The sequence below is a fragment of the Mucilaginibacter gilvus genome (assembly GCF_004054195.1).
Lineage (GTDB): Bacteria > Bacteroidota > Bacteroidia > Sphingobacteriales > Sphingobacteriaceae > Mucilaginibacter > Mucilaginibacter gilvus.
Genome location: NZ_SBIW01000004.1, coordinates 388,319 through 408,776 on the forward strand (window position 1 = coordinate 388,319; position 20,458 = coordinate 408,776).

Here is a 20,458-nt window from a genome sequence, read left to right on the forward strand (position 1 = left end):
GGGCAAGGCTTGCTATTATTAAAAAAAATGGGTTTTATTGTAAAATATTATTTGGTAAAAACACAATTTTTGGACTTGAGAACGTTATGTATTACCATTTTGCCAAACCGCTAAGCGGGCTATATTAAATTATTATAAAGAATTACATAAAAAGTTTTTTTAATTCATTTAAATTCTATTTTTGTTATTCGCTTAATACGCACACATTTTTATTAACTTATATTATAAACAAAACGAAAACTAAAAATTAAAAAGTAATGGCAAACGCACCAACAAAACCAACTACCCCTGTTAAGAATGAAAGCTCAAGTGCATCGGGCGCATTTGCAACTTTGACCATCCCAATTTGTATAGTAGTCGCTATTTTAATATACATGTTCATTTTGGGCGATGGCAGCCACTACAAAGGCGGCGACCCTGAAAATGATGTAAACCCTGGCGATTATTTCGGTATCATACACAAAGGTGGTATCATCGTACCTATCATCATGTCTTACCTGTTAATGGTTATCGTTTTCTCTATCGAGAGGGCTATTGTTATTGGTAAAGCATCTGGTACAGGTAACGTAGATGTTTTCGTTAAAAAGATCCAATCTTTCCTTAACGCTGGTAACATCGATGCTGCAAGCGCAGAGTGCGACAAACAAAAAGGTTCGGTAGCAAACGTTATCAAATCTGGTTTGAAAAAGTACAAAGAAATGGAAGCAGAACCAAATCTTGATGTTGATCAAAAAACATTAGCTATCCAAAAAGACATTGAAGAAGCAACAGCTTTAGAAATGCCTATGTTAGAGCAAAACCTTACTATCATCGCTACTTTGGTATCAATCGGTACCTTAACCGGTCTATTGGGTACGGTAATCGGTATGATCAAGGCCTTCGGCGCGTTAGCAGCTTCTGGTGCTCCAAACCAATCGGCATTATCAAACAGTATTTCTGAGGCACTTATCAATACAGCATTAGGTATCGGTACTTCAGCTATTTCAATTGTTATGTACAACTTGTTTACATCTAAAATAGATAAGCTTACTTACGCTATCGATGAAACTGGTTTCAGCATTGTTCAAACATTCGCTGCATCACACAAAAATAGCAAGTAATAAAATATTAGTGCTTGTTTCCACGTTATAACAAAATATAATTTGGAATTAATTTGAATTTGTAACACTTAATATTTAATTTTACAAAATGCCAAGAGTAAAAGTCCAAAGAAAAAGTACTTCGATAGATATGACCGCCATGTGCGACGTAGCTTTCCTGCTGCTTACCTTCTTTATATTAACCGCTAAGCCAAAAACGGAGGATCCTGTTCCTGTTGATATACCGGCATCTACAACAGTGCTGCCTATACCAGATGATAACATGCTAATGTTAACTGTTGGTCAGAGCAAAGTGTACTTCTCTGTAGATGGTAACGATATCCGCAAGCAAACGTTGATCCAGATGAGTGATAAGTACGGCGTTAAATTCACTCCGGAACAGCAGGAAAAATTTTCAGGCTTGCCAATATTTGGCGTACCTATCAATCAACTTGCCGGTTTCCTTGATCTGGATGCAGAAGGCAGGAAAGCTTTTAAGCAACCGGGTATTCCGCACGATACGACAGCCAATAATGAATTGTCTGACTGGATCCGCGAAGCGCGCCGCGTTGACGTAAGCTTACACAACAGGGCTCTGCGTATTTCTATCAAAGGAGATAACAAAGAAGAGTATCCAACTATCAAGAAACTGATAGGCGTTCTTCAAAAACAAAAAATAAACAAGTTCGCGCTGATCACTACGATCAAATCGGACCCCAAAAAGTAAAAAGATGGCAGAATTAGATACCTCCGGCGGGGGTAAACATAAAGGCGGGAAAGTACGAAGTAAAAAGGCGTCTACGCGCGTGGATCTAACCGCGATGGTGGATCTTGCCTTCTTGCTCATCACCTTCTTTATGCTTACCACCACGCTATCGAAACCTAAGGCAATGGACTTAGTTATGCCCGATAAGGACGAAAAGACTAAGGACCAGTTACCTGTAGCAGCGTCGCGTTCCATGACACTGTTATTAGGTGCTAACAACAAAGTTGAGTGGTTTATTGGCGAGCCTGGTAAATCACAGCCAACTACCGATAATTACGGTAAAAATGGCTTGCGTAAAACCCTTATCGAAAAAGGCAAAGAAATTCAACAATCAACCGGTAAATACATGGTTGTGTTAATCAAACCAAGCGATAAATCAAACTACAAAAACGTAGTTGATGTGATTGATGAGATGAACATAACTGGTGTACAATCCTATGCAATTGTTGATATCATGCCAGCAGAGCTTGAGTTGCTGAAAAGGGATGGCAATTATTAAATGTAAATTAACGTTATAAGATAATGTTTGGATCAAAATTAGACATACTAAACCAGCAATGGATAGATGTTGTTTTTACAGGCCGTAACAAAGCTTATGGAGCATACGAACTAAGAAAGGAAAATCCTCGTCATACCAACAAGGCCCTTATTATTGGCGTAGCTGTATTTGTTTTAGCTATATCCTTTAAAACAATCCTCAATAAGCTTGAGGGCTTTATTCCAAAAGCTGATGAAAAGGTGAAGATCACAGAAGTGGTGCTTCCACCTCCACCGATTGATGAAAACAAAAAACCACCTCCGCCGCCACCGGAACCACCAAAACCGAAGGTTGACCAGGTGCGTTTCCCACCTCCAGTAGTAAAACCGGATAATGAGGTGCGTGAAAAAGAACCGCCAACCGTAAAGGAATTGGAAGTTGCCGATCCTGGTCAGAAAGATCAAAAAGGTGACCCTAACGCGGATATCAAGATTGACGAACCCGTAGGTAACTCCGATGTAAAACAAGTGGTTGAGGAAAACCCTAACCAAATTTTTACAGCGGTAGAGCAACAACCAAGCTTCGGAAATGATGATAACGCATTTAACAAATATTTAGGTAAAGCTATTCGTTACCCTGCTGTTGCAAGGGAAAACAACGTACAGGGTAGGGTAATCTTAACCTTCGTTGTGGAGAGAGACGGATCGTTGACAGATATTAAAGTGTTAAGAGGTATAGGTAGCGGTTGCGACGAAGAAGCAATACGTGCGCTAAAATCCTCTCCAAAATGGAAACCAGGTATTCAAAACGGTCGCCCTGTACGTGTACAGTTCAGCGTACCTGTACAGTTTGCCTTGGCTTCAGAAGAATAAGTTTAATGTTATTAAATGATAATGGAAAGCAAAAATCGCCCAAAAGGCGGTTTTTGCTTATTTTAGGAGTTGCTGCATTCGTAGGGTTTTGTATACTGGGCCTAATGATAATTTTTTGGGATAAGTTTCCCTTGCAGTTACCGTCAACCCAACGCAAGATATTTGGAGCGGTAATTTTAGTTTACGCTGTGTTACGTTTTTCGCGCTATTTAAAAAAGAGCCCCGATGATGAGGAATAAATTTGCATTGCCGCTACTGGGCTTAGCGCTAATTTTAATTTTTCAGGCCTGTAAGGAAAATAAAACGGATAAAAAAGCAGTTATAAAAGACGGCTTTACATTCGGAACCCTGGTTTTTGCTGCCGACGAATCGTTTTCGCCGATAGTTGGCGAAGAAGAATACGTTTTTAAAGCGCTTTACCCCGAGGCGAAGCCGGAGATCAAGTATCTCCCTGAAAGCGAGGTGGTGAACCAATTGCTTAATGATAAGGTACGGGTTGCCATTATATCCCGGGAACTTGACACAACAGAGTCCGGTATTTTGAAGAGGCGCGCGTTAGCACCCGAAGTAAATAAATTTGCTGTAGACGCGGTTACTATTATTGTAAACCAGCAGTCCACCGATACATTAACATCGGTAAAAGAAATTATTGGCATGTTAAACGGAACTGTCAAAACTGATAAAAGCATTGTTTTTGATAACCCTAACTCGAGTTTGGTAAGGTATTTGAAGCAGTTATCAGGAAACAAGGATTTTACGCAGAAAAACATCTATGCGTTAAAATCAAATAAAGAAGTTATAAAGTACGTGAGCGAACACCCTAATGCAATTGGCATCACAGGGTTTGCCTGGCTTAACGATCCGGATAAGGATTACGCGGACGCGGTTGCAAAAGTGAAGATAGTTGGTGTTAAGGATGAAGCTAATAAAAAGGCGTCGGGGGAATACTTTAAACCTTCGCAGACAACGCTCGTCCAACATACGTACCCGCTTAGCAGATCGCTGTATATAGTTGATTGCACAGGCAGAAAAGGATTAGGAGCCGGATTTGCATCATTTTTAGCCAGCGAGCGCGGACAAAGAATAATACTAAAATCGGGCCTGTTGCCAGATTCTATCCCTTCGAGGGAAATAAACATAACACACTAAGAACTATATTTTAATTACGAAACTAAGATGAAAATGATCAGTAAAATAAGTAAACTAATATTAGCACTTGTATGTGTTGGGTCATCTGTTTTTGCGCAAAGTTTGGAAGATGCCAGGAAAGCGATAGATGCTGAACAATACCAGAAAGCTAAATCGATGCTTAAGAACTTAACCGTTACACAGAGTACTAAAGATGAAAATTTCTTTTACCTGGGCTGGGTTTATGTTCTGCAAGACTATACAGATTCTGCAAAAACCGTATTCAATAAAGGGATTGCTGTAAACCCAAAATCGGCCCTGAACTATGCTGGCTTAGGCGTTGCTGCATTTGTTGATAAAGACAGAGCAACCGCTACAAACAATTTTAACCAGGCAACTACTTTAGCTGGTAAAAACAGTAAACCTTACGCTTATGTAGGCCGTGGCTATTTGGCCGCGCCGATTAATGATAGGGTTGCCCCTGCCGATGCGGAAGCTGCTATAGCTATCTTAAGTAAAGCAAAAGCGCTGAACCCGAAAGATGTTGATGTATTATTGGCATTGGGTGATGCTTACCGCACACAATCTAAAAACACCGAAGCCTTGAGTAACTACCAGGCTGCATTGTCTATAGACCCAAAACTGGCCGGCGCTAAAGTAGCAACCGGTGTTATCTGGAAGTTTGCCAATAACTTTGAAATGTCTGAAACGGAGTTTAAAGCCGCTTTAGCTATCGACCCTAACTACGGCCCTGCTTACCGCGAATGGGCTGAAACAGATGTGCGTTGGGCATTGTCTGATCCTAAAATGGCATCTGTTAAAGTTAAAGAGGCTACGGATCAATACCGTAAATACTTAGCGCTGACAGATATGTCTGAAGAGTCGCAGTTGCGTTATGCCGACTTCCTGGTATACAGTGGTGATTGGAAAACATTACAAACTGTTGCAACTGAGTTAGCAAAAACGTCTAAGAACTTAAAAGTTCAGCGTTACCTGATGTACTCATCAACAGAGAACAAAGATTACCCTGCAGCTATCGCAGCTGGTAACACCTGGATCACCAAAGCGGAGCCTAAGCGTATCATCGCGCGTGACTACCTTTACCTTGGCCGCGCGCAGATTGCCTCTGCACAAGATTCATTAGGTATTGGTTCATTGCAAAAAGCATATGCCTTAGATACCACCCAGGCAGATGTTTACTCAGAAATTGGTAAATCGCTGTTTGCTCAAAAGAAATACGAAAAAGCGGGTGACGCTTACCGTACCTACCTAAGCAAATCTCATAAAGGGACCCTTAACGACTACCTCCGAGAAGGTATGAGCTATTACTTTGCATTCGATACTAATAAGCCAGATACTACCCTGTTAACCAAGGCTGATTCTGCTTTCAGTTACATATCGCAAAAAGCTACAACCCCGGTTGCCCCGGTAATTTTGTACCGCGCTTATGTTGCCGATTCTAAAGATGCCGACAGGAATAACATAAAAGGATTGGCTAAACCATACTACGAACAGTATATACAGGTAATAGGCGCCAAAACCTCTCTTACAGACTCTGAAAAGAAAACCCTGGCAGCGGCTTATGCTTACTTAGGTACTTACTACGAGTACAAAGAGAAAGACGATGCCAAGGCAGCCCAAAATTTTACCAAAGCGAGAGAAACTGATCCTACTAACAAGCAGGCAGTGTCGTACTTCTCGCGTAAAGGCGGTGCTTCAAAAGGTAAATAACCCTTTCCCCTAAATAAATAAAAAAGCCCCTTGAAAAAGGGGCTTTTTTATTATCTGCTCATTTGTATATTTGCAGCATGGAATTAAAAAGTTTACCGGTTGATTTTCTTCCAATCATATTTCAGATGCTGGTGGCGCTTGGGTTTGTGGTTACAACCATGTTTGTTACCCACAAAATTGGGCCAAAACGTGCAACTAAGGATAAGCTTACCCCATTTGAATCGGGTATAGAGGTTGTTGGCAACGCACGTACTCCCATGTCTATCAAATACTTCCTGGTGGCCATCCTTTTTGTGCTGTTTGATGTGGAAGTGATTTTTATGTATCCATGGGCGGTTAACTTCCGTGAGTTGGGCAAAGATGGGCTGATAGAGATGTTCATCTTCATGGCCACGTTATTGGCCGGCTTTATCTATATCATTAAAAAAGGTGCGTTGAACTGGGATTAGTTTAGACTGATTCTAAATATATTGCCTCTTCTTTCTTAGTGTACTCGTTACAGCGTATTTTACTTAAATTTGCAAAATCAGCTTAGCTGATGGGTTTAGTTTATTTGATAAAAATTCATGAGTGATATTCAAATAGTTGAGGCTCCAGCCGGTGTAGAAGGATCGGGCTTTTTTGCCACGTCGCTTGACAAGGCGATAGGCATGGCGCGTGCAAATTCATTATGGCCACTGCCGTTTGCTACATCATGCTGCGGTATCGAGTTTATGGCCACTATGGCATCAACTTACGATCTGAGCAGATTTGGTGCCGAGCGTTTAAGCTTTTCGCCACGCCAAGCCGACCTGTTGATGGTGATGGGCACTATATCTAAAAAAATGGGCCCTGTATTGCGCCAGGTTTACCTGCAAATGGCCGAACCCCGTTGGGTGATGGCTGTTGGCGCATGTGCATCAAGCGGTGGTATATTTGATACTTATTCTGTTTTACAGGGCATTGATGAAATTATCCCGGTGGATGTTTACGTGCCAGGTTGCCCGCCCCGTCCCGAAGGCATTATTGATGGTTTTATGGCGATCCAAAAATTGGTTAGAACAGAAAGCCTGCGCCGCCGCGAAGAACCTCAATACCAGGAATTGTTAGCTAAATACGGAATACAATAATGGGTAAGATAGCTAACGAAGTGCTGATAAAAAAACTGGCGGATAAATTCCCTGGCCAGATCACCGAATCGAACCAGGATTATGGTTTGCTTTCGGTAGAAACCAGCAGAGAGCAAATAACCGGCGTACTTTCTTATTTAAAAACTGATTCGGAATTGAAGTTTACCTTCCTTACCGATATTACCTCCGTTCACTATCCTGAACAGGAGAAGCAAATAGGCGTAATTTACCACCTGCACAGCTTAACAACAAATACACGTATACGCGTTAAAGTTTTCCTTTCGGCTGATGATGTGCATATCCCTACCGCAACCACGCTTTGGGATGGTGCCAATTGGATGGAAAGAGAAACATTTGATTTTTATGGGGTGATATTTGACGGGCACCCTGACCTAAGAAGGATACTGAATGTTGATGACATGACCGTATTCCCGATGAGGAAGGAATTTCCGTTAGAGGACCCAAACCGTATTGATAAAAAAGATTACTTTTTCGGAAGATAATGCATAACCACCCCGTATATACCGATAACGATCCGCAAACGGAGTACTCCACGCTAAACCTTGGGCCAACACACCCTGCCACTCACGGCGTTTTCCAAAACGTACTGCAGATGGACGGCGAGCGTATTGTTAGCGGCGTATCAACCATAGGTTACATCCACCGCGCATTCGAAAAAATTGCCGAACACAGGCCATATTACCAGATAACACCACTTACAGATCGATTAAACTATTGTTCTTCGCCCATCAACAACATGGGCTGGCACATGACCGTCGAAAAACTGTTGGGCATTACCATGCCCAAACGTGTAGATTATATGCGGGTTATTATTATGGAGCTGGCCCGCATTACCGATCATATTGTTTGTAACTCCATCTTAGGCGTTGATACCGGCGCATTAACCGGTTTTACCTATATGATGCAGTACCGCGAAGCGGTATACGAGATCTACGAAGAGATCTGCGGCTCGCGTTTAACTACTAACATTGGCCGTATAGGCGGGTTTGAGCGTAATTTTAATAAGATCGCTTTCGATAAGATCCGTAACTTCTTAAAAATATTCCATGTAGGGTTAAAAGAGTTTGAAAGCCTTTTTAACCGTAACCGCATATTTGTAGATCGTACCCGTGGTGTAGCCGAGGTTACTGCCGAAGCTGCTTTAAGCTATAGCTGGACAGGCCCGATATTGCGCGCCACCGGTGTAGATTATGATGTAAGGGCCATGGAGCCATATTCATCCTACGAGGATTTTGATTTTGAGATCCCTGTTGGGGATAACGGCGATGTTTATGCGCGCTTTTTAGTACGTAACGAAGAGATGTGGCAGAGCATGCGCATTATTGAACAGGCGCTTACCAAATTAGAAAAAGAACCATCAGATATATTCCACGCGGATGTGCCGGCATTTTACCTGCCTCCAAAGGAAGAAGTTTATAATAACATGGAAGCTTTGATCTATCACTTTAAAATAGTGATGGGCGAAGTAGAAACGCCAACTGCCGAAGTTTACCACGCGGTTGAAGGCGCAAACGGTGAACTTGGGTTTTATTTAATTAACGATGGTGGCCGCTCGCCATACCGTTTGCATTTCCGCAGGCCAAGTTTTATCAATTACCAGATGTACGCACCAATGAGCCAGGGCATGCTGTTATCTGATGCGATTATTAACATGAGTAGTTTAAACGTAATAGCAGGAGAGTTAGATGCTTAGCGTACAGGATACCAATACCCCGGTAAAATTTTCACCTGAACTGATCAGCAAGTTTGCTGATGTGGTTAGCCGTTACCCGGTGGGTAAACAAAAATCGGCCCTGCTGCCTATACTGCATTTGGTGCAGGCGGAATACGGCTGGGTAAGCGCACCGGCAATGGATAGCGTTGCCGATTTCCTTTCTATCCAATCGATAGAAGTTTACGAGGTGGCCTCGTTTTACACTATGTACTTTTTAAAGCCGCAAGGCAAGTACATGCTGGAGGTTTGCCGCACAGGCCCTTGCGAAATTGTAGGCGCAACGCCTATTATGGAGCACATTGAGAAAACGCTCGGTGTAAAAGAAGGCGACGTTACCGAAGATGGCTTATTTAGCTGGAGAGGCGTTGAGTGTCTGGCAGCCTGTGGCTACGGCCCGGTTTTACAAATTGCCCCCGAATACACTTTTTACGAGAACCTGACTACCAATTCGGTTGATAAATTGATTGGTGACTTAAAAGCAAAGGCGAACAAATAATGGGACGCAAACTTTTACTCGAACATATAAACGTACCCGGCATCAATACCTTTGATGTGTACCGCTCAAAAGGGGGTTATGCAGCTGTGGAAAAAGCCCTGAAAACCCTTACACCAGAAGAAGTTGTGGAAGAGGTAAAAAAATCGGGCTTGCGCGGCCGTGGTGGTGCGGGTTTCCCTACCGGGATGAAGTGGAGCTTTTTGGCTAAGCCAGAAGGTGTAGAACGCTACCTGGTATGTAACGCAGATGAATCTGAGCCCGGCACTTTTAAAGACCGTTTCCTGATGACCTACATCCCCCACTTATTAATTGAGGGGATGATCGTAGCCAGCTTTGCGCTGGGTGCCAAAACATCATACATCTACGTTCGCGGCGAAATGATGCCGCAGATCCGCATACTGGAAAAAGCCATTGCCGAAGCAAAAGCGAAAGGCTTTTTAGGTAAAAATATTTTAGGCACGGGTTACGACCTGGAGCTTTACGTACAACCCGGCGGTGGTGCTTACATCTGCGGTGAAGAAACCGCTTTGTTAGAATCGCTGGAAGGTAAACGCGGTAACCCAAGGATAAAACCACCGTTCCCGGCTATTGCGGGTTTGTATGGTTGCCCTACTGTGGTAAATAATGTTGAATCAATTGCTGCGGTTGTACCGATCATCAATGATGGTGGCGACGAGTATGCAAAAATAGGCATCGGCCGCAGTACAGGTACCAAACTGATCTCGGCGGGTGGTAACCTTAAAAAACCGGGTGTTTACGAAATAGACCTTGGCTTACCAGCCGAAGAATTTTTATACAGCGACGATTATTGCGGTGGCATCGCCAATGGCAAACTCTTAAAAGCGGTTGTTGCAGGCGGGTCATCAGTGCCAATTCTCCCTGCAAACTTATTTTTGAAGACCATTAATAACGAAGCCCGTTTAATGAGCTACGAATCGTTAGCCGATGGCGGATTTGTGAGCGGTACCATGATGGGTTCGGGTGGTTTTATAGCTTACGATGAAGACCAGTGTATCGTTCGTAATACCTGGAACTTTGCACGTTTTTATCACCACGAAAGCTGTGGGCAATGTTCGCCTTGCCGAGAAGGTACCGGCTGGATGGAGAAAGTTTTACACCGCCTGGAATACGGCCACGGTAAAATGAGCGACATGGACCTGCTGGTAGATGTATCCAAGAAAATAGAAGGAAATACCATTTGTCCGCTTGGTGATGCAGCGGCCTGGCCGGTTGCCAGCGCTATACGCCACTTTAGGGATGAATTTGAATGGCACGTAACAAACGCCTACGAAGCTACAACACGCAATTACGGGCTAGCGCATTATGCTGATCCGTTGAACGCGGTTATTGCGTAAAATAAACAATAAAGCGTCATTGCGAGGAACGAAGCAATCTCCCGATAGGTAAATCGGATTTGCAAGTTATCGCCAGACTAAAAAATAAAGACTGATAAGTCAATGAAGGTAACAATTGATAGTATAACAATTGAAGTAGAGCCGGGAACTACCATCCTGAACGCCGCAAGGATGATAGGTGGTGACATAGTTCCGCCTGCTATGTGCTATTACTCCAAGCTGGAAGGCAGCGGCGGTAAATGCCGTACCTGTTTGGTGCAGGTAAGTAAAGGGTCTGAAAAAGATCCGCGCCCTATGCCTAAGCTGGTAGCAAGCTGCCGTACCACCGTTATGGATGGTATGGAGGTGAAAAATATCTCTTCTCCGGAAGTGATTGAAGCGCGTAAAGGTGTGGTAGAAATGCTATTGATAAATCACCCGCTTGATTGCCCTGTTTGCGATCAGGCCGGCGAATGCCACCTGCAGGATCTGGGTTATGAGCATGGCGCTGCAAAAACCCGCTACGAGTTCGACCGCCGTACATTTGAAAAAATTGATATAGGCGATAAAATACAACTACACATGACGCGCTGCATCCTTTGCTACCGCTGTGTATTTGTTGCCGACCAGATAACCGACCACCGCATCCACGGGATATTAAATCGCGGCGACCACTCCGAAATTTCTACTTACATAACAAAAGCGGTTGATAACGACTTTAGCGGTAACGTTATTGATGTTTGCCCGGTAGGCGCATTAACAGATAAAACCTTCCGCTTTAAAAACCGCGTATGGTTTACCAAACCGGTAGAAGCGCATCGCGAATGCGAAAACCCTAAATGCTGTGGTAAAGTAACCCTTTGGTACAAAGGCGAAGATGTTTTACGCGTAACCGCACGCAAAGATGAGTATGGCGAAGCAGAGGAATTTATTTGTAACACCTGCCGTTTTGATAAAAAGAAAACAATTGACTGGGTAATAGAAGGTCCGCGTAAAGTATCGCACAAATCTGTTATCAGCTCAAACCACTACGATACGCTTAAACCATTACCGGTGGTAAAAACCAACCCGTTATTGCAGCAAGCGAATAAAGAACAATTTGAAAGGGAGACACGCCTGTAATGGAATTAGCAGAAATAGGTATAAAATTCGCTCTTGTAGCTATCATCTTCGGCATTAGCCTGGTTGTGGCCATGTATTCTACTTATGCCGAGCGTAAGATAGCGGCATTTTTTCAGGATAGGGTTGGCCCTAACCGTGCAGGTCCGTTTGGTATTTTACAACCATTGGCCGATGGTGCAAAGATGTTTTTGAAAGAAGAGATCATCCCAACCAACGCTACACCGTTTTTATTCATCGTTGGTCCATCATTAGCTATCCTAACCGCTTGTATAGCCTCGGCTGTTATTCCGTGGGGGCAAAATGTGGTTATTGCCGGTAAAACCATTCCCTTACAGGTTACCGATATCAACGTGGGGATCTTGTACATTTTCGGCGTGGTATCTTTAGGGGTATATGGCGTAATGATAGGTGGATGGGCATCAAATAATAAATACTCGTTATTGGGAGCTATTCGCGCGGCATCGCAAAATATCAGCTACGAAATTTCGATGGGCTTATCCATCATCGCGTTATTGCTGGTTACGGGCACGCTTAGCCTTGGCGAAATTGCACAACAGCAACATGGCTGGCACTGGAACGTAATTTACCAGCCGGTAGGATTTATCTTGTTCCTGATATGTGCTTTTGCCGAAACTAACCGTACACCATTTGATTTGCCTGAGTGCGAAACCGAATTAGTTGGTGGTTACCATACGGAGTATTCTTCGATGAAACTGGGCTTTTACCTTTTCGCCGAGTATATCAATATGTTCATTTCATCGGCAGTAATGGTTACCTTATACTGGGGCAGCTACAACTACCCGGGCATGGATTTTATGAACGAATTATTGGGAACAACCTGGGGGCCATTGTTTGGTTTTGCGGTGATGTTCTTTAAAGTATTATTGTTCATATTCTTCTTTATGTGGGTACGCTGGACTATCCCGCGTTTCCGCTACGATCAACTGATGGACCTGGGCTGGAAGGTGTTGATACCTTTGGCTATTGCCAATATTGTTGTTACCGCAGTTGTTATTACTTTTTTAAAATAGTTTAAATGGAGTCGTTAAGTAATAAAAAGAAAGTTTTAGAAGTAAAGCCGCTCAATTTTTGGGAGAGGGCCTACCTGCCTGCAATTGCAAAAGGGTTGAGCATTACCATGGGGCACTTCTTCAAAAAACCGGTTACTATACAGTACCCTGAGCAAAAACGCGAATTTTCTGAAAACTACCGTGGCCTCCATTCGCTTAAGCGCGACGAGAACGGTAAGGAACGCTGTACCGCCTGCGGGCTTTGCGCTTTATCGTGCCCTGCAGAAGCCATTACCATGACTGCTGCTGAGCGCCAGAAAGGTGAAGAGCATTTGTATCGTGAGGAAAAATATGCTGCCGTTTACGAAATTAATATGCTGCGCTGCATTTTTTGCGGCCTCTGCGAAGAAGCTTGCCCTAAAGAAGCTATATACCTGGATGGCGATATCGTACAATCAGATTACCTGCGTAAGGATTTTATTTACGGTAAAGACAAATTAGTAGAAGCACCCTTAAATCAATAACAGAAGTTTTATACCTTTGCCCCGAATTACAAGGGCAAAAGTATTTTGTAAAATATAAACATGAGTACATTTTACTTCATCGCGTTTTTATCTATATTTTTCTCTATACTGGTTATTTCTGCAAAGAGCCCGGTGCATAGCATCCTGTACCTTATACTAACGTTTTTTACTTTTACCATCCATTATATCTTAATGAATGCCCAGTTTTTGGCCATCGTAAACTTTATTGTTTACATGGGCGCTATACTGGTTTTGTTTTTATATACGCTGATGCTGATCAACCTCAACAAAGACAGCGAACCCGTTAAGCCTTTTATGGTGAAACTCGCAGCGGTATTTGGCGCAGGTATTTTAATGGTGGCGTTAGTATCGTCATTAAAATTATCAGGAGCATCAGCACCTGTAGTACTTACCAATCCCAACCTTGGCCTTGTAAAAAACCTGGGTAAAGTTTTATTTAACGAATTTTTATTGCCGTTTGAAGTATCCTCGGTATTGCTGTTATCGGCAATGGTAGGTGCTGTTTTGCTGGCAACCAAAGATCCTAAAGAACCAAAAGCAACCATCTGATGCAAAGCCAAACTGTAGCCAATGCCATTCAAGCGGTGCCGCTTAACCATTACATACTATTAAGCGCTATCATATTTTCAATAGGGGTTATGGGTGTGCTTTTACGCCGTAATGCTATCGTAATATTTATGTCGGTTGAGCTGATGCTCAATTCGGTTAACCTGTTGCTTACCGCGTTCTCGGTTTACCGTGGCGATGCAGCCGGGCAGGTTTTTGTATTTTTTATTATGGCGCTCGCCGCTGCCGAAGTAGCAGTGGGGCTGGCCATTATAGTAATGATATACCGCAACACCAATTCGATAGATATTAATGTATTGAACAGGTTGAAGTGGTAGAGCCCCCGACCTCTGTTGGCTAATGGAGGAGAGGAGAGCTAAATTAAAAGAAAATTAAACTTCTATTCCCCCTTCAGGGGGTTAGGGGACTAAATGAACTATACATAACATGAATCAATATATCTGGCTTATTCCCATATTACCTTTAGCCGGTTTTGTTATAAACGGACTGGGACGCAACACGCTGTCTAAAAGCGCAATTGGTGCTATGGGCAGCCTGCTGGTATTTATTTCCTTCGGAATAAGTGTGGCTACTTTCTTCCAGATCAAATCAACAGGTGCACCTATAAATATCACGCTGTTCGACTGGATAAGCGTTGGCGATATTAAAATACCTTTCGCCTTTTTAATAGATCAGTTAAGTTCTATTATGCTGTTGATCATCACGGGGGTTGGCTTTCTAATCCACCTGTACTCTATCGGCTATATGCATGATGATGCCGGATTCGGTAAGTTTTTCGCTTACTTAAACTTGTTCGTGTTCTTTATGCTGCTGCTGGTTATGGGGAGCAACTATATTATTATGTTTATTGGCTGGGAGGGCGTGGGCTTATGCTCATACCTGCTTATCGGTTTCTGGTACACCAATGCCAGCTATGCCGATGCTGCCAAGAAAGCATTTATTATGAACCGCATTGGTGACCTTGGCTTTCTGTTAGGCGTATTTTTACTGACAGCAGTATTCAAAAGTGTTGAGTTTGCGGCCATTTTCCCTAAAGCCGCTACAATGATAAGGGGTGATATATTCTTCACGGTAGTTACCTTATTGCTTTTCATAGGCGCAATCGGCAAATCAGCGCAATTGCCTTTGTTTACCTGGTTACCAGATGCGATGGCCGGCCCAACCCCGGTATCGGCATTAATACACGCCGCTACCATGGTTACCGCGGGTATCTACATGATCGCCCGCTCTAACATCTTATTTAGTATGGCACCGCAAACTATGGAGATTATTGCCATAGTAGGTTTAACCACCGCCTGCTTTGCCGCGCTCATCGCCTTAACACAAACGGATATTAAAAAGGTACTGGCCTATTCAACGGTTTCACAACTTGGGTATATGTTTTTGGGTTTGGGCGTTGGCGCTTATACCGGCTCATTCTTCCACGTATTAACGCACGCTTTCTTTAAAGCGCTGTTATTCCTTGGTGCCGGTTCTGTTATCCACGCTATGAGCGGTGAGCAGGATATGCGCAAAATGGGCGGATTAAAGGGTAAGATCAAAATTACTTTTATCACCATGCTCATCGGCACCATTGCCATCGCAGGTATACCGCCTTTCTCGGGCTTCTTCTCTAAAGATGAAATTTTAGCGGCAGCATTCGCGCATAGCACTACGTTTTATGTAGTGGGTGTAATTACAGCTATGCTTACCTCTTTCTATATGTTCCGGATGATGTACCTTACTTTTTGGGGTAAATTCCGCGGGACGCACGAACAGGAACATCACTTGCACGAGTCACCTCCAAGCATGACCATCCCCCTTATTGTATTGGCAATCTTATCTGCCATTGGCGGTATGATAGGCGTACCGGCAGTAATGGGCGGCCACCACGAATTAGGCGCATACCTTGCACCGATGTTTGAGGGTTCAACTAAAATATTAGGAGAGCACGAGCTGAGCCATAATACCGAGTGGTATTTGATGGCAATATCGGTTAGTGTAGCGTTAATAGCTATGGTTTATGCTTACGTTAAATATGTAAAAGGCGGAAGCTTACCCGTATCAGACGAAGAAGAACGCCCGGCACTGGCAAACCTTTCATACCACAAATTTTATATCGACGAGTTGTACGATACTATTATCCGTAAGCCGCTTGATGCCATATCGGTATTCTTCTATAAGGTAATTGAACAATTAGGAATAGATGGATTTGTGAACGGGCTTGGCAAAGGCACAATAGAAACAAGCAAAGGTTTACGCCTGCTGCAAACAGGTAATGTGGGCTTTTATATATTTATGATGGTAGTAGGTATTGTTGCCATTCTGATATACGGAATAACTAAAATATAGAACAATAGCGTTTTTCAACACATAAAATGACGGTTAGCATTTTAATTTTTTTACCAATAGTAGCAGCACTTTTAACATTGCTGTTTAAAAACGAGATGGCGAAGCATGTAGCAATGTTTTTTGCTGTTGTGGAGTTGGCTATTGCCCTTTATTTTCTGAGTGGTTTTGTTCCGGATGCTTCGTTGCAGTATAGCATTGATGCACCATGGATACCGCAGTTTGGTGTTTATTTTAAAGCCGGAATAGATGGGATAAGTATGGTGATGGTATTGCTGACCACCGCCCTTGTTCCCCTTATCATCCTAACCACATATGAGCACCAGTATAAAAACGCAAAAGCGTTTTACGCGCTGATACTATTTATGCAAGCGGGTTTGCTTACGGTGTTCACCGCGTTTGATGGCTTTTTATTTTATGTGGGCTGGGAAGCGGCGCTGATTCCTATCTACTTTATTTGCGCGTTATGGGGCGGCGAAAACCGCATCCGTATCAATATCAAGTTTTTTATATACACATTCGCCGGGTCGTTGTTTATGCTGATAGGGATTATTTACCTGTATCTGCAAACACCAAGTAAAGATTACGACCTGCAGCACTTTTATAACCTGAGTTTAGATGCCAGCCATCAATCGTGGGTGTTCATCGCGTTCTTTTTAGCTTTTGCTATTAAGATGCCGATATTTCCGTTCCACACCTGGCAGCCGGATACTTATACCGAGGCACCCACTGCAGGTACGATGATGTTATCAGGTATAATGCTTAAGATGGGTATTTACGGGGTTATACGCTGGTTAATACCCAACGCGCCGCTTGGCTTTTTAAACTGGGTTAACGTTGCTATCATTTTATCAATAATAGGGATTGTTTATGCATCGCTCATAGCGTTTAAGCAAATAGACGGGAAGAGATTGGTGGCCTACTCATCCATCGCCCACGTAGGTTTAATTGCAGCCGGTATTTTTGCCTGGAACATTTATGGCCTGCAAGGTGCCATGATACAAATGGTAAGCCACGGTATAAACGTAGTTGGGATGTTTTTTATATGGGATATAATCAGCCGGCGGCTGGGCACCCGGGATATCAGTAAGTTGGGCGGGATAGCCAAAGTAGCTCCTCAGTTCTCCATAGCGTTCTTAATTATTGTTTTAGGTACAGTTGCCCTGCCATTAACCAATGGCTTTGTGGGCGAGTTCTTATTATTGAGAGGCGTTTTTAACAGGGGAATTATTACAGCAGCCATTGCCGGTACAACGATCATATTGGGCGCGGTATATATGCTGCGTATGTATAAAAATGTAATGCAAGGCGAATTGAACGAACTAACAGCTACTTTTACCGATATTAAAGGCTCGGAGAAATTAGCGTTAGGGATCATCTGCGCGTTAATAATTATAATTGGTGTTTATCCGCAGCCATTATTGCACTTGTCAGAAGCGGCGGTAACCAATTTGGTCAACACCGTAAGTCATAAATTTATCACAACGAAATTTTAAAGTACAGATATAATCGTCAAATGAATACTTTAATCATCATATCTGTTTTACCTATTGTGCTCTTGTACCTGGGTTTATATAAAGCACAAAAGGCGTTGCTGCCGGTTACCATTGTTGGGATGCTGGTTGCATTGGGTGCAGCCGTAATGCAATGGAACGATAACGCGCAGCCTATTTATCATGGTATGATGCTGTTTAATAACTTTTCCATTGCTTTTTCGGTTGTCAGCATCATCTCTACCATATTAATACTGATGCTCTCTAAGGGCTATTTTGAAAAGATCAGCAGCCATATTGCAGAGTACTATGCCATCATCTTGTTCTCGCTGGTGGGTATAGTAGTAATGGTAAGTTATCACAACTTAACTATGCTGTTTGTTGGTATCGAGATCATGTCGGTGAGCCTCTACATTTTGGCGGGTATACGCAAAAATGATTTTGCGTCAAACGAATCAGCTTTAAAATACTTCCTGATGGGTGCGTTTTCAACAGGCTTTTTGCTGTTTGGCATCACACTTATTTATGGTGCCTCAGGTTCATTCGATCTGGATGGTATTCGCGACTATGTATTAAGCCATTCCCATAATATCGATCCGATATTTTATACCGGTGTGTTACTGATCATTGTAGGACTTTGCTTTAAAGTGGGCGCGGCACCCTTCCATTTCTGGACGCCGGATGTTTATGAAGGTGCTCCTTCGCTGATTACAGCCTATATGTCTACTGTAGTTAAAGCGGCGGGCTTCGCGGCGTTTCTGCGTTTGTTTTCGGCAAGCTTTAGTTCAATCGCGGCATTCTGGTCGCCGGTGCTCATGGTAATTACCATCATCACCCTGTTTATCGGCAACATTACCGCATTATACCAGCAAAGCTTTAAACGCATGCTGGCGTTCTCCAGTATATCACATGCCGGGTATTTAATGTTTGCCATTGTGGCTTTAGGCGCTGCTTCAGCCAATGCGGTATTTGTATATGCAACAGCTTATTCAATTGCATCGATAATCGCGTTTGGTGCGTTGGTATTGGTTCGCCAACAAACCGGTAGTGATAACGTCGACGGGTTTAATGGCCTTGCACGCAAGAACCCATTCCTGGCGTTTGTACTCACGGTAAGTATGCTATCTTTAGCGGGTATCCCATTAACAGCTGGATTTATAGGCAAATTTTATATGTTCTCAGGGGCATTGCTTCAATACAAATACATTATGGTTATTGTGGCAGTAGTAAACGCCATCATCAGCATTTTCTATTATTTCCGGGTTATAATAGCAATGTATTTCCGCAGTGCCGAACGTAGCGAGGTGCTTATACCGGCCTATTACAAATTCGTTTTAGGCTTCTCTGCACTGGTTACCATAGCCATAGGCGTTTACCCTGCGTTAATATCAAGCCTTATTTAATTTAGCGCTAAAGCATTTTCCATTTAATATTTGTAGTTTTACTGATATACTGAATGGAAAATATTTGGGAATACCTGCGGAATTTAACCGACGCACAATCTATTATAAGCAACGGTGGCTTCTACCTTTTGCTTATTGTGGTTTATGCCGAAACAGGGTTGTTTTTCGGATTCTTCTTGCCCGGCGATTATCTTTTGTTCCTTGCGGGGATCCTGAGCGCTGCTGGTATTATACAAGTCCCCATTTATACGCTGGTGTTATCGCTGATAGCGGCCGGAGTTTTGGGGAACTATACAGGCTACTGGTTTGGCTATCGAACAGGACCTGTGCTTTTCAGCAAGAACGATTCTTTGTTTTTTAAAAAGCGCTATATTACCGTAGCCGAAGAGTTTTATGACAAATACGGAGGCATGGCTTTGATTTTAGGCAGATTTTTCCCCATAGTTAGAACATTTGCCCCTATATTTGCAGGCGTTGTTAAAGTTGATATTAAAAAGTTCACTTTATATAACATTATTGGCAGTGTAGCCTGGGTAACCACGTTAACATTGGCCGGTTATTTTTTAGGCAGGCGTTTTCCGCAACTAAAAGATTATTTGCAATACATTGTACTTGGACTGATAATAATAACAACCGTTCCCTTGATTTTTGCTTTTGTAAAGAAGAAACTCACCAAGGCAAATAATCAGGAACAATAATTATAACATATACCAAATGAGCACACAGCACCCATGGCACCAGGTTTCTCCGGGCGAAAACGTTCCAGAAATTGTAAACGCTATTATTGAGATACCAAAAGGTTCTAAGGCTAAATATGAAATTGACAAAGATTCGGGCCTGTTGAAACTGGACCGCGTTTTATTTTCATCAGTAATGTACCCTGCAAATTATGGCTTTATCCCGCAAACCTATTGCGATGATAAAGATCCGTTGGATATATTGGTACTTTGCTCTATAGACGTTTATCCAATGAGCATCATCGAAGCTAAGGTTGTAGGTGTAATGCACATGGTTGATAACGGCGAGCAGGATGACAAGATCATCGCGGTAGCGAAAAATGATATGTCAGTAAATTACATTAATGACTTGAACGAATTGCCTCCACACGCCATGACAGAGATCGTTCGTTTCTTTAAAGACTACAAAAAATTAGAAGGCAAGAACGTAACCATTGAGCATTTGCTCGGCTTGCGGTACGCGCACAAAGTGATTACCGAGGCGCAAGACTTGTATAAGGCTACTTTTCCCGTTTACCAATAAAT

Annotated in this window: 22 protein-coding genes; all 22 read left to right on the top strand. The window is 42.9% G+C overall.

What is annotated here, in order from left to right:
- Positions 1–257 precede the first annotated feature (257 nt).
- The 22 genes from EPL05_RS11735 (at position 258) to EPL05_RS11845 (ending at position 20,456) form a co-directional block, all read left to right on the top strand.
- On the top strand, positions 258–1,100 hold the full coding sequence (locus EPL05_RS11735; RefSeq protein WP_128534151.1) for a MotA/TolQ/ExbB proton channel family protein: 843 nt from the start codon (positions 258–260) through the stop codon (positions 1,098–1,100).
- Positions 1,101–1,188: 88 nt separating this feature from the next.
- Positions 1,189–1,806: an ExbD/TolR family protein gene (locus tag EPL05_RS11740; protein ID WP_128534152.1), complete on the top strand. Its 618-nt coding sequence runs from the start codon at positions 1,189–1,191 to the stop codon at positions 1,804–1,806.
- A 4-nt stretch (positions 1,807–1,810) separates the two neighbouring features.
- Positions 1,811–2,344, top strand: coding sequence for an ExbD/TolR family protein (locus EPL05_RS11745; protein ID WP_128534153.1), 534 nt, complete (start codon positions 1,811–1,813; stop codon positions 2,342–2,344).
- Between the two features lie 23 nt (positions 2,345–2,367).
- A complete protein-coding gene (locus EPL05_RS11750; RefSeq protein ID WP_128534154.1) occupies positions 2,368–3,195 on the top strand; it encodes an energy transducer TonB in 828 nt (275 codons plus the stop codon).
- Positions 3,196–3,420: 225 nt separating this feature from the next.
- The gene (locus EPL05_RS11760) at positions 3,421–4,344 is read left to right on the top strand and encodes a PstS family phosphate ABC transporter substrate-binding protein (protein WP_128534156.1); all 924 of its coding nucleotides are present in this window, start codon (positions 3,421–3,423) and stop codon (positions 4,342–4,344) included.
- 27 nt (positions 4,345–4,371) lie between these two features.
- Positions 4,372–6,054 carry a tetratricopeptide repeat protein gene (locus tag EPL05_RS11765; protein ID WP_128534157.1) on the top strand — a complete coding sequence of 561 codons (1,683 nt, stop codon included), beginning with the start codon at positions 4,372–4,374 and terminating at the stop codon, positions 6,052–6,054.
- 77 nt (positions 6,055–6,131) lie between these two features.
- Positions 6,132–6,503, top strand: a complete 372-nt coding sequence (locus tag EPL05_RS11770) for an NADH-quinone oxidoreductase subunit A (RefSeq protein WP_128534158.1) — start codon at positions 6,132–6,134, stop codon at positions 6,501–6,503.
- A gap of 117 nt (positions 6,504–6,620) precedes the next feature.
- On the top strand, positions 6,621–7,163 hold the full coding sequence (locus EPL05_RS11775) for an NADH-quinone oxidoreductase subunit B (protein ID WP_128534159.1): 543 nt from the start codon (positions 6,621–6,623) through the stop codon (positions 7,161–7,163).
- Positions 7,163–7,666 (top strand): NADH-quinone oxidoreductase subunit C, encoded by a 504-nt coding sequence (locus EPL05_RS11780; RefSeq protein ID WP_128534160.1) that lies wholly within the window; start codon positions 7,163–7,165, stop codon positions 7,664–7,666. The genes EPL05_RS11775 and EPL05_RS11780 overlap by 1 nt, the downstream gene beginning before the upstream one ends.
- Positions 7,666–8,877, top strand: a complete 1,212-nt coding sequence (locus tag EPL05_RS11785) for an NADH-quinone oxidoreductase subunit D (protein ID WP_208394727.1) — start codon at positions 7,666–7,668, stop codon at positions 8,875–8,877. Before EPL05_RS11780 ends, EPL05_RS11785 begins: the two co-directional genes overlap by 1 nt.
- Positions 8,870–9,394, top strand: coding sequence for an NADH-quinone oxidoreductase subunit NuoE family protein (locus tag EPL05_RS11790; RefSeq protein WP_128534162.1), 525 nt, complete (start codon positions 8,870–8,872; stop codon positions 9,392–9,394). Before EPL05_RS11785 ends, EPL05_RS11790 begins: the two co-directional genes overlap by 8 nt.
- A complete protein-coding gene (nuoF, locus tag EPL05_RS11795; protein ID WP_128534163.1) occupies positions 9,394–10,749 on the top strand; it encodes an NADH-quinone oxidoreductase subunit NuoF in 1,356 nt (451 codons plus the stop codon). Before EPL05_RS11790 ends, nuoF begins: the two co-directional genes overlap by 1 nt.
- A gap of 102 nt (positions 10,750–10,851) precedes the next feature.
- On the top strand, positions 10,852–11,850 hold the full coding sequence (locus EPL05_RS11800; protein WP_128534164.1) for a 2Fe-2S iron-sulfur cluster-binding protein: 999 nt from the start codon (positions 10,852–10,854) through the stop codon (positions 11,848–11,850).
- Positions 11,850–12,881 carry an NADH-quinone oxidoreductase subunit NuoH gene (gene nuoH, locus EPL05_RS11805; RefSeq protein ID WP_128534165.1) on the top strand — a complete coding sequence of 344 codons (1,032 nt, stop codon included), beginning with the start codon at positions 11,850–11,852 and terminating at the stop codon, positions 12,879–12,881. Before EPL05_RS11800 ends, nuoH begins: the two co-directional genes overlap by 1 nt.
- 5 nt (positions 12,882–12,886) lie before the next feature.
- On the top strand, positions 12,887–13,384 hold the full coding sequence (locus tag EPL05_RS11810; RefSeq protein ID WP_128534166.1) for a NuoI/complex I 23 kDa subunit family protein: 498 nt from the start codon (positions 12,887–12,889) through the stop codon (positions 13,382–13,384).
- 60 nt (positions 13,385–13,444) lie between these two features.
- Complete coding sequence (locus EPL05_RS11815; protein ID WP_166727686.1) at positions 13,445–13,954, top strand: NADH-quinone oxidoreductase subunit J family protein; 510 nt, start codon at positions 13,445–13,447, stop codon at positions 13,952–13,954.
- Positions 13,954–14,289 (top strand): NADH-quinone oxidoreductase subunit NuoK, encoded by a 336-nt coding sequence (nuoK, locus tag EPL05_RS11820; RefSeq protein ID WP_128534168.1) that lies wholly within the window; start codon positions 13,954–13,956, stop codon positions 14,287–14,289. Before EPL05_RS11815 ends, nuoK begins: the two co-directional genes overlap by 1 nt.
- A gap of 109 nt (positions 14,290–14,398) precedes the next feature.
- Entirely contained in the window at positions 14,399–16,303 is a 1,905-nt protein-coding gene (nuoL, locus tag EPL05_RS11825; RefSeq protein WP_128534169.1) for an NADH-quinone oxidoreductase subunit L, read from the top strand.
- A 26-nt stretch (positions 16,304–16,329) separates the two neighbouring features.
- Positions 16,330–17,796 carry a complex I subunit 4 family protein gene (locus tag EPL05_RS11830; RefSeq protein ID WP_128534170.1) on the top strand — a complete coding sequence of 489 codons (1,467 nt, stop codon included), beginning with the start codon at positions 16,330–16,332 and terminating at the stop codon, positions 17,794–17,796.
- A 20-nt stretch (positions 17,797–17,816) separates the two neighbouring features.
- Positions 17,817–19,196: an NADH-quinone oxidoreductase subunit N gene (locus EPL05_RS11835; RefSeq protein WP_128534171.1), complete on the top strand. Its 1,380-nt coding sequence runs from the start codon at positions 17,817–17,819 to the stop codon at positions 19,194–19,196.
- A 53-nt stretch (positions 19,197–19,249) separates the two neighbouring features.
- Positions 19,250–19,894 (top strand): DedA family protein, encoded by a 645-nt coding sequence (locus tag EPL05_RS11840; protein ID WP_128534172.1) that lies wholly within the window; start codon positions 19,250–19,252, stop codon positions 19,892–19,894.
- Between the two features lie 16 nt (positions 19,895–19,910).
- Positions 19,911–20,456 (top strand): inorganic diphosphatase, encoded by a 546-nt coding sequence (locus EPL05_RS11845; RefSeq protein WP_128534173.1) that lies wholly within the window; start codon positions 19,911–19,913, stop codon positions 20,454–20,456.
- Positions 20,457–20,458: the final 2 nt, after the last annotated feature.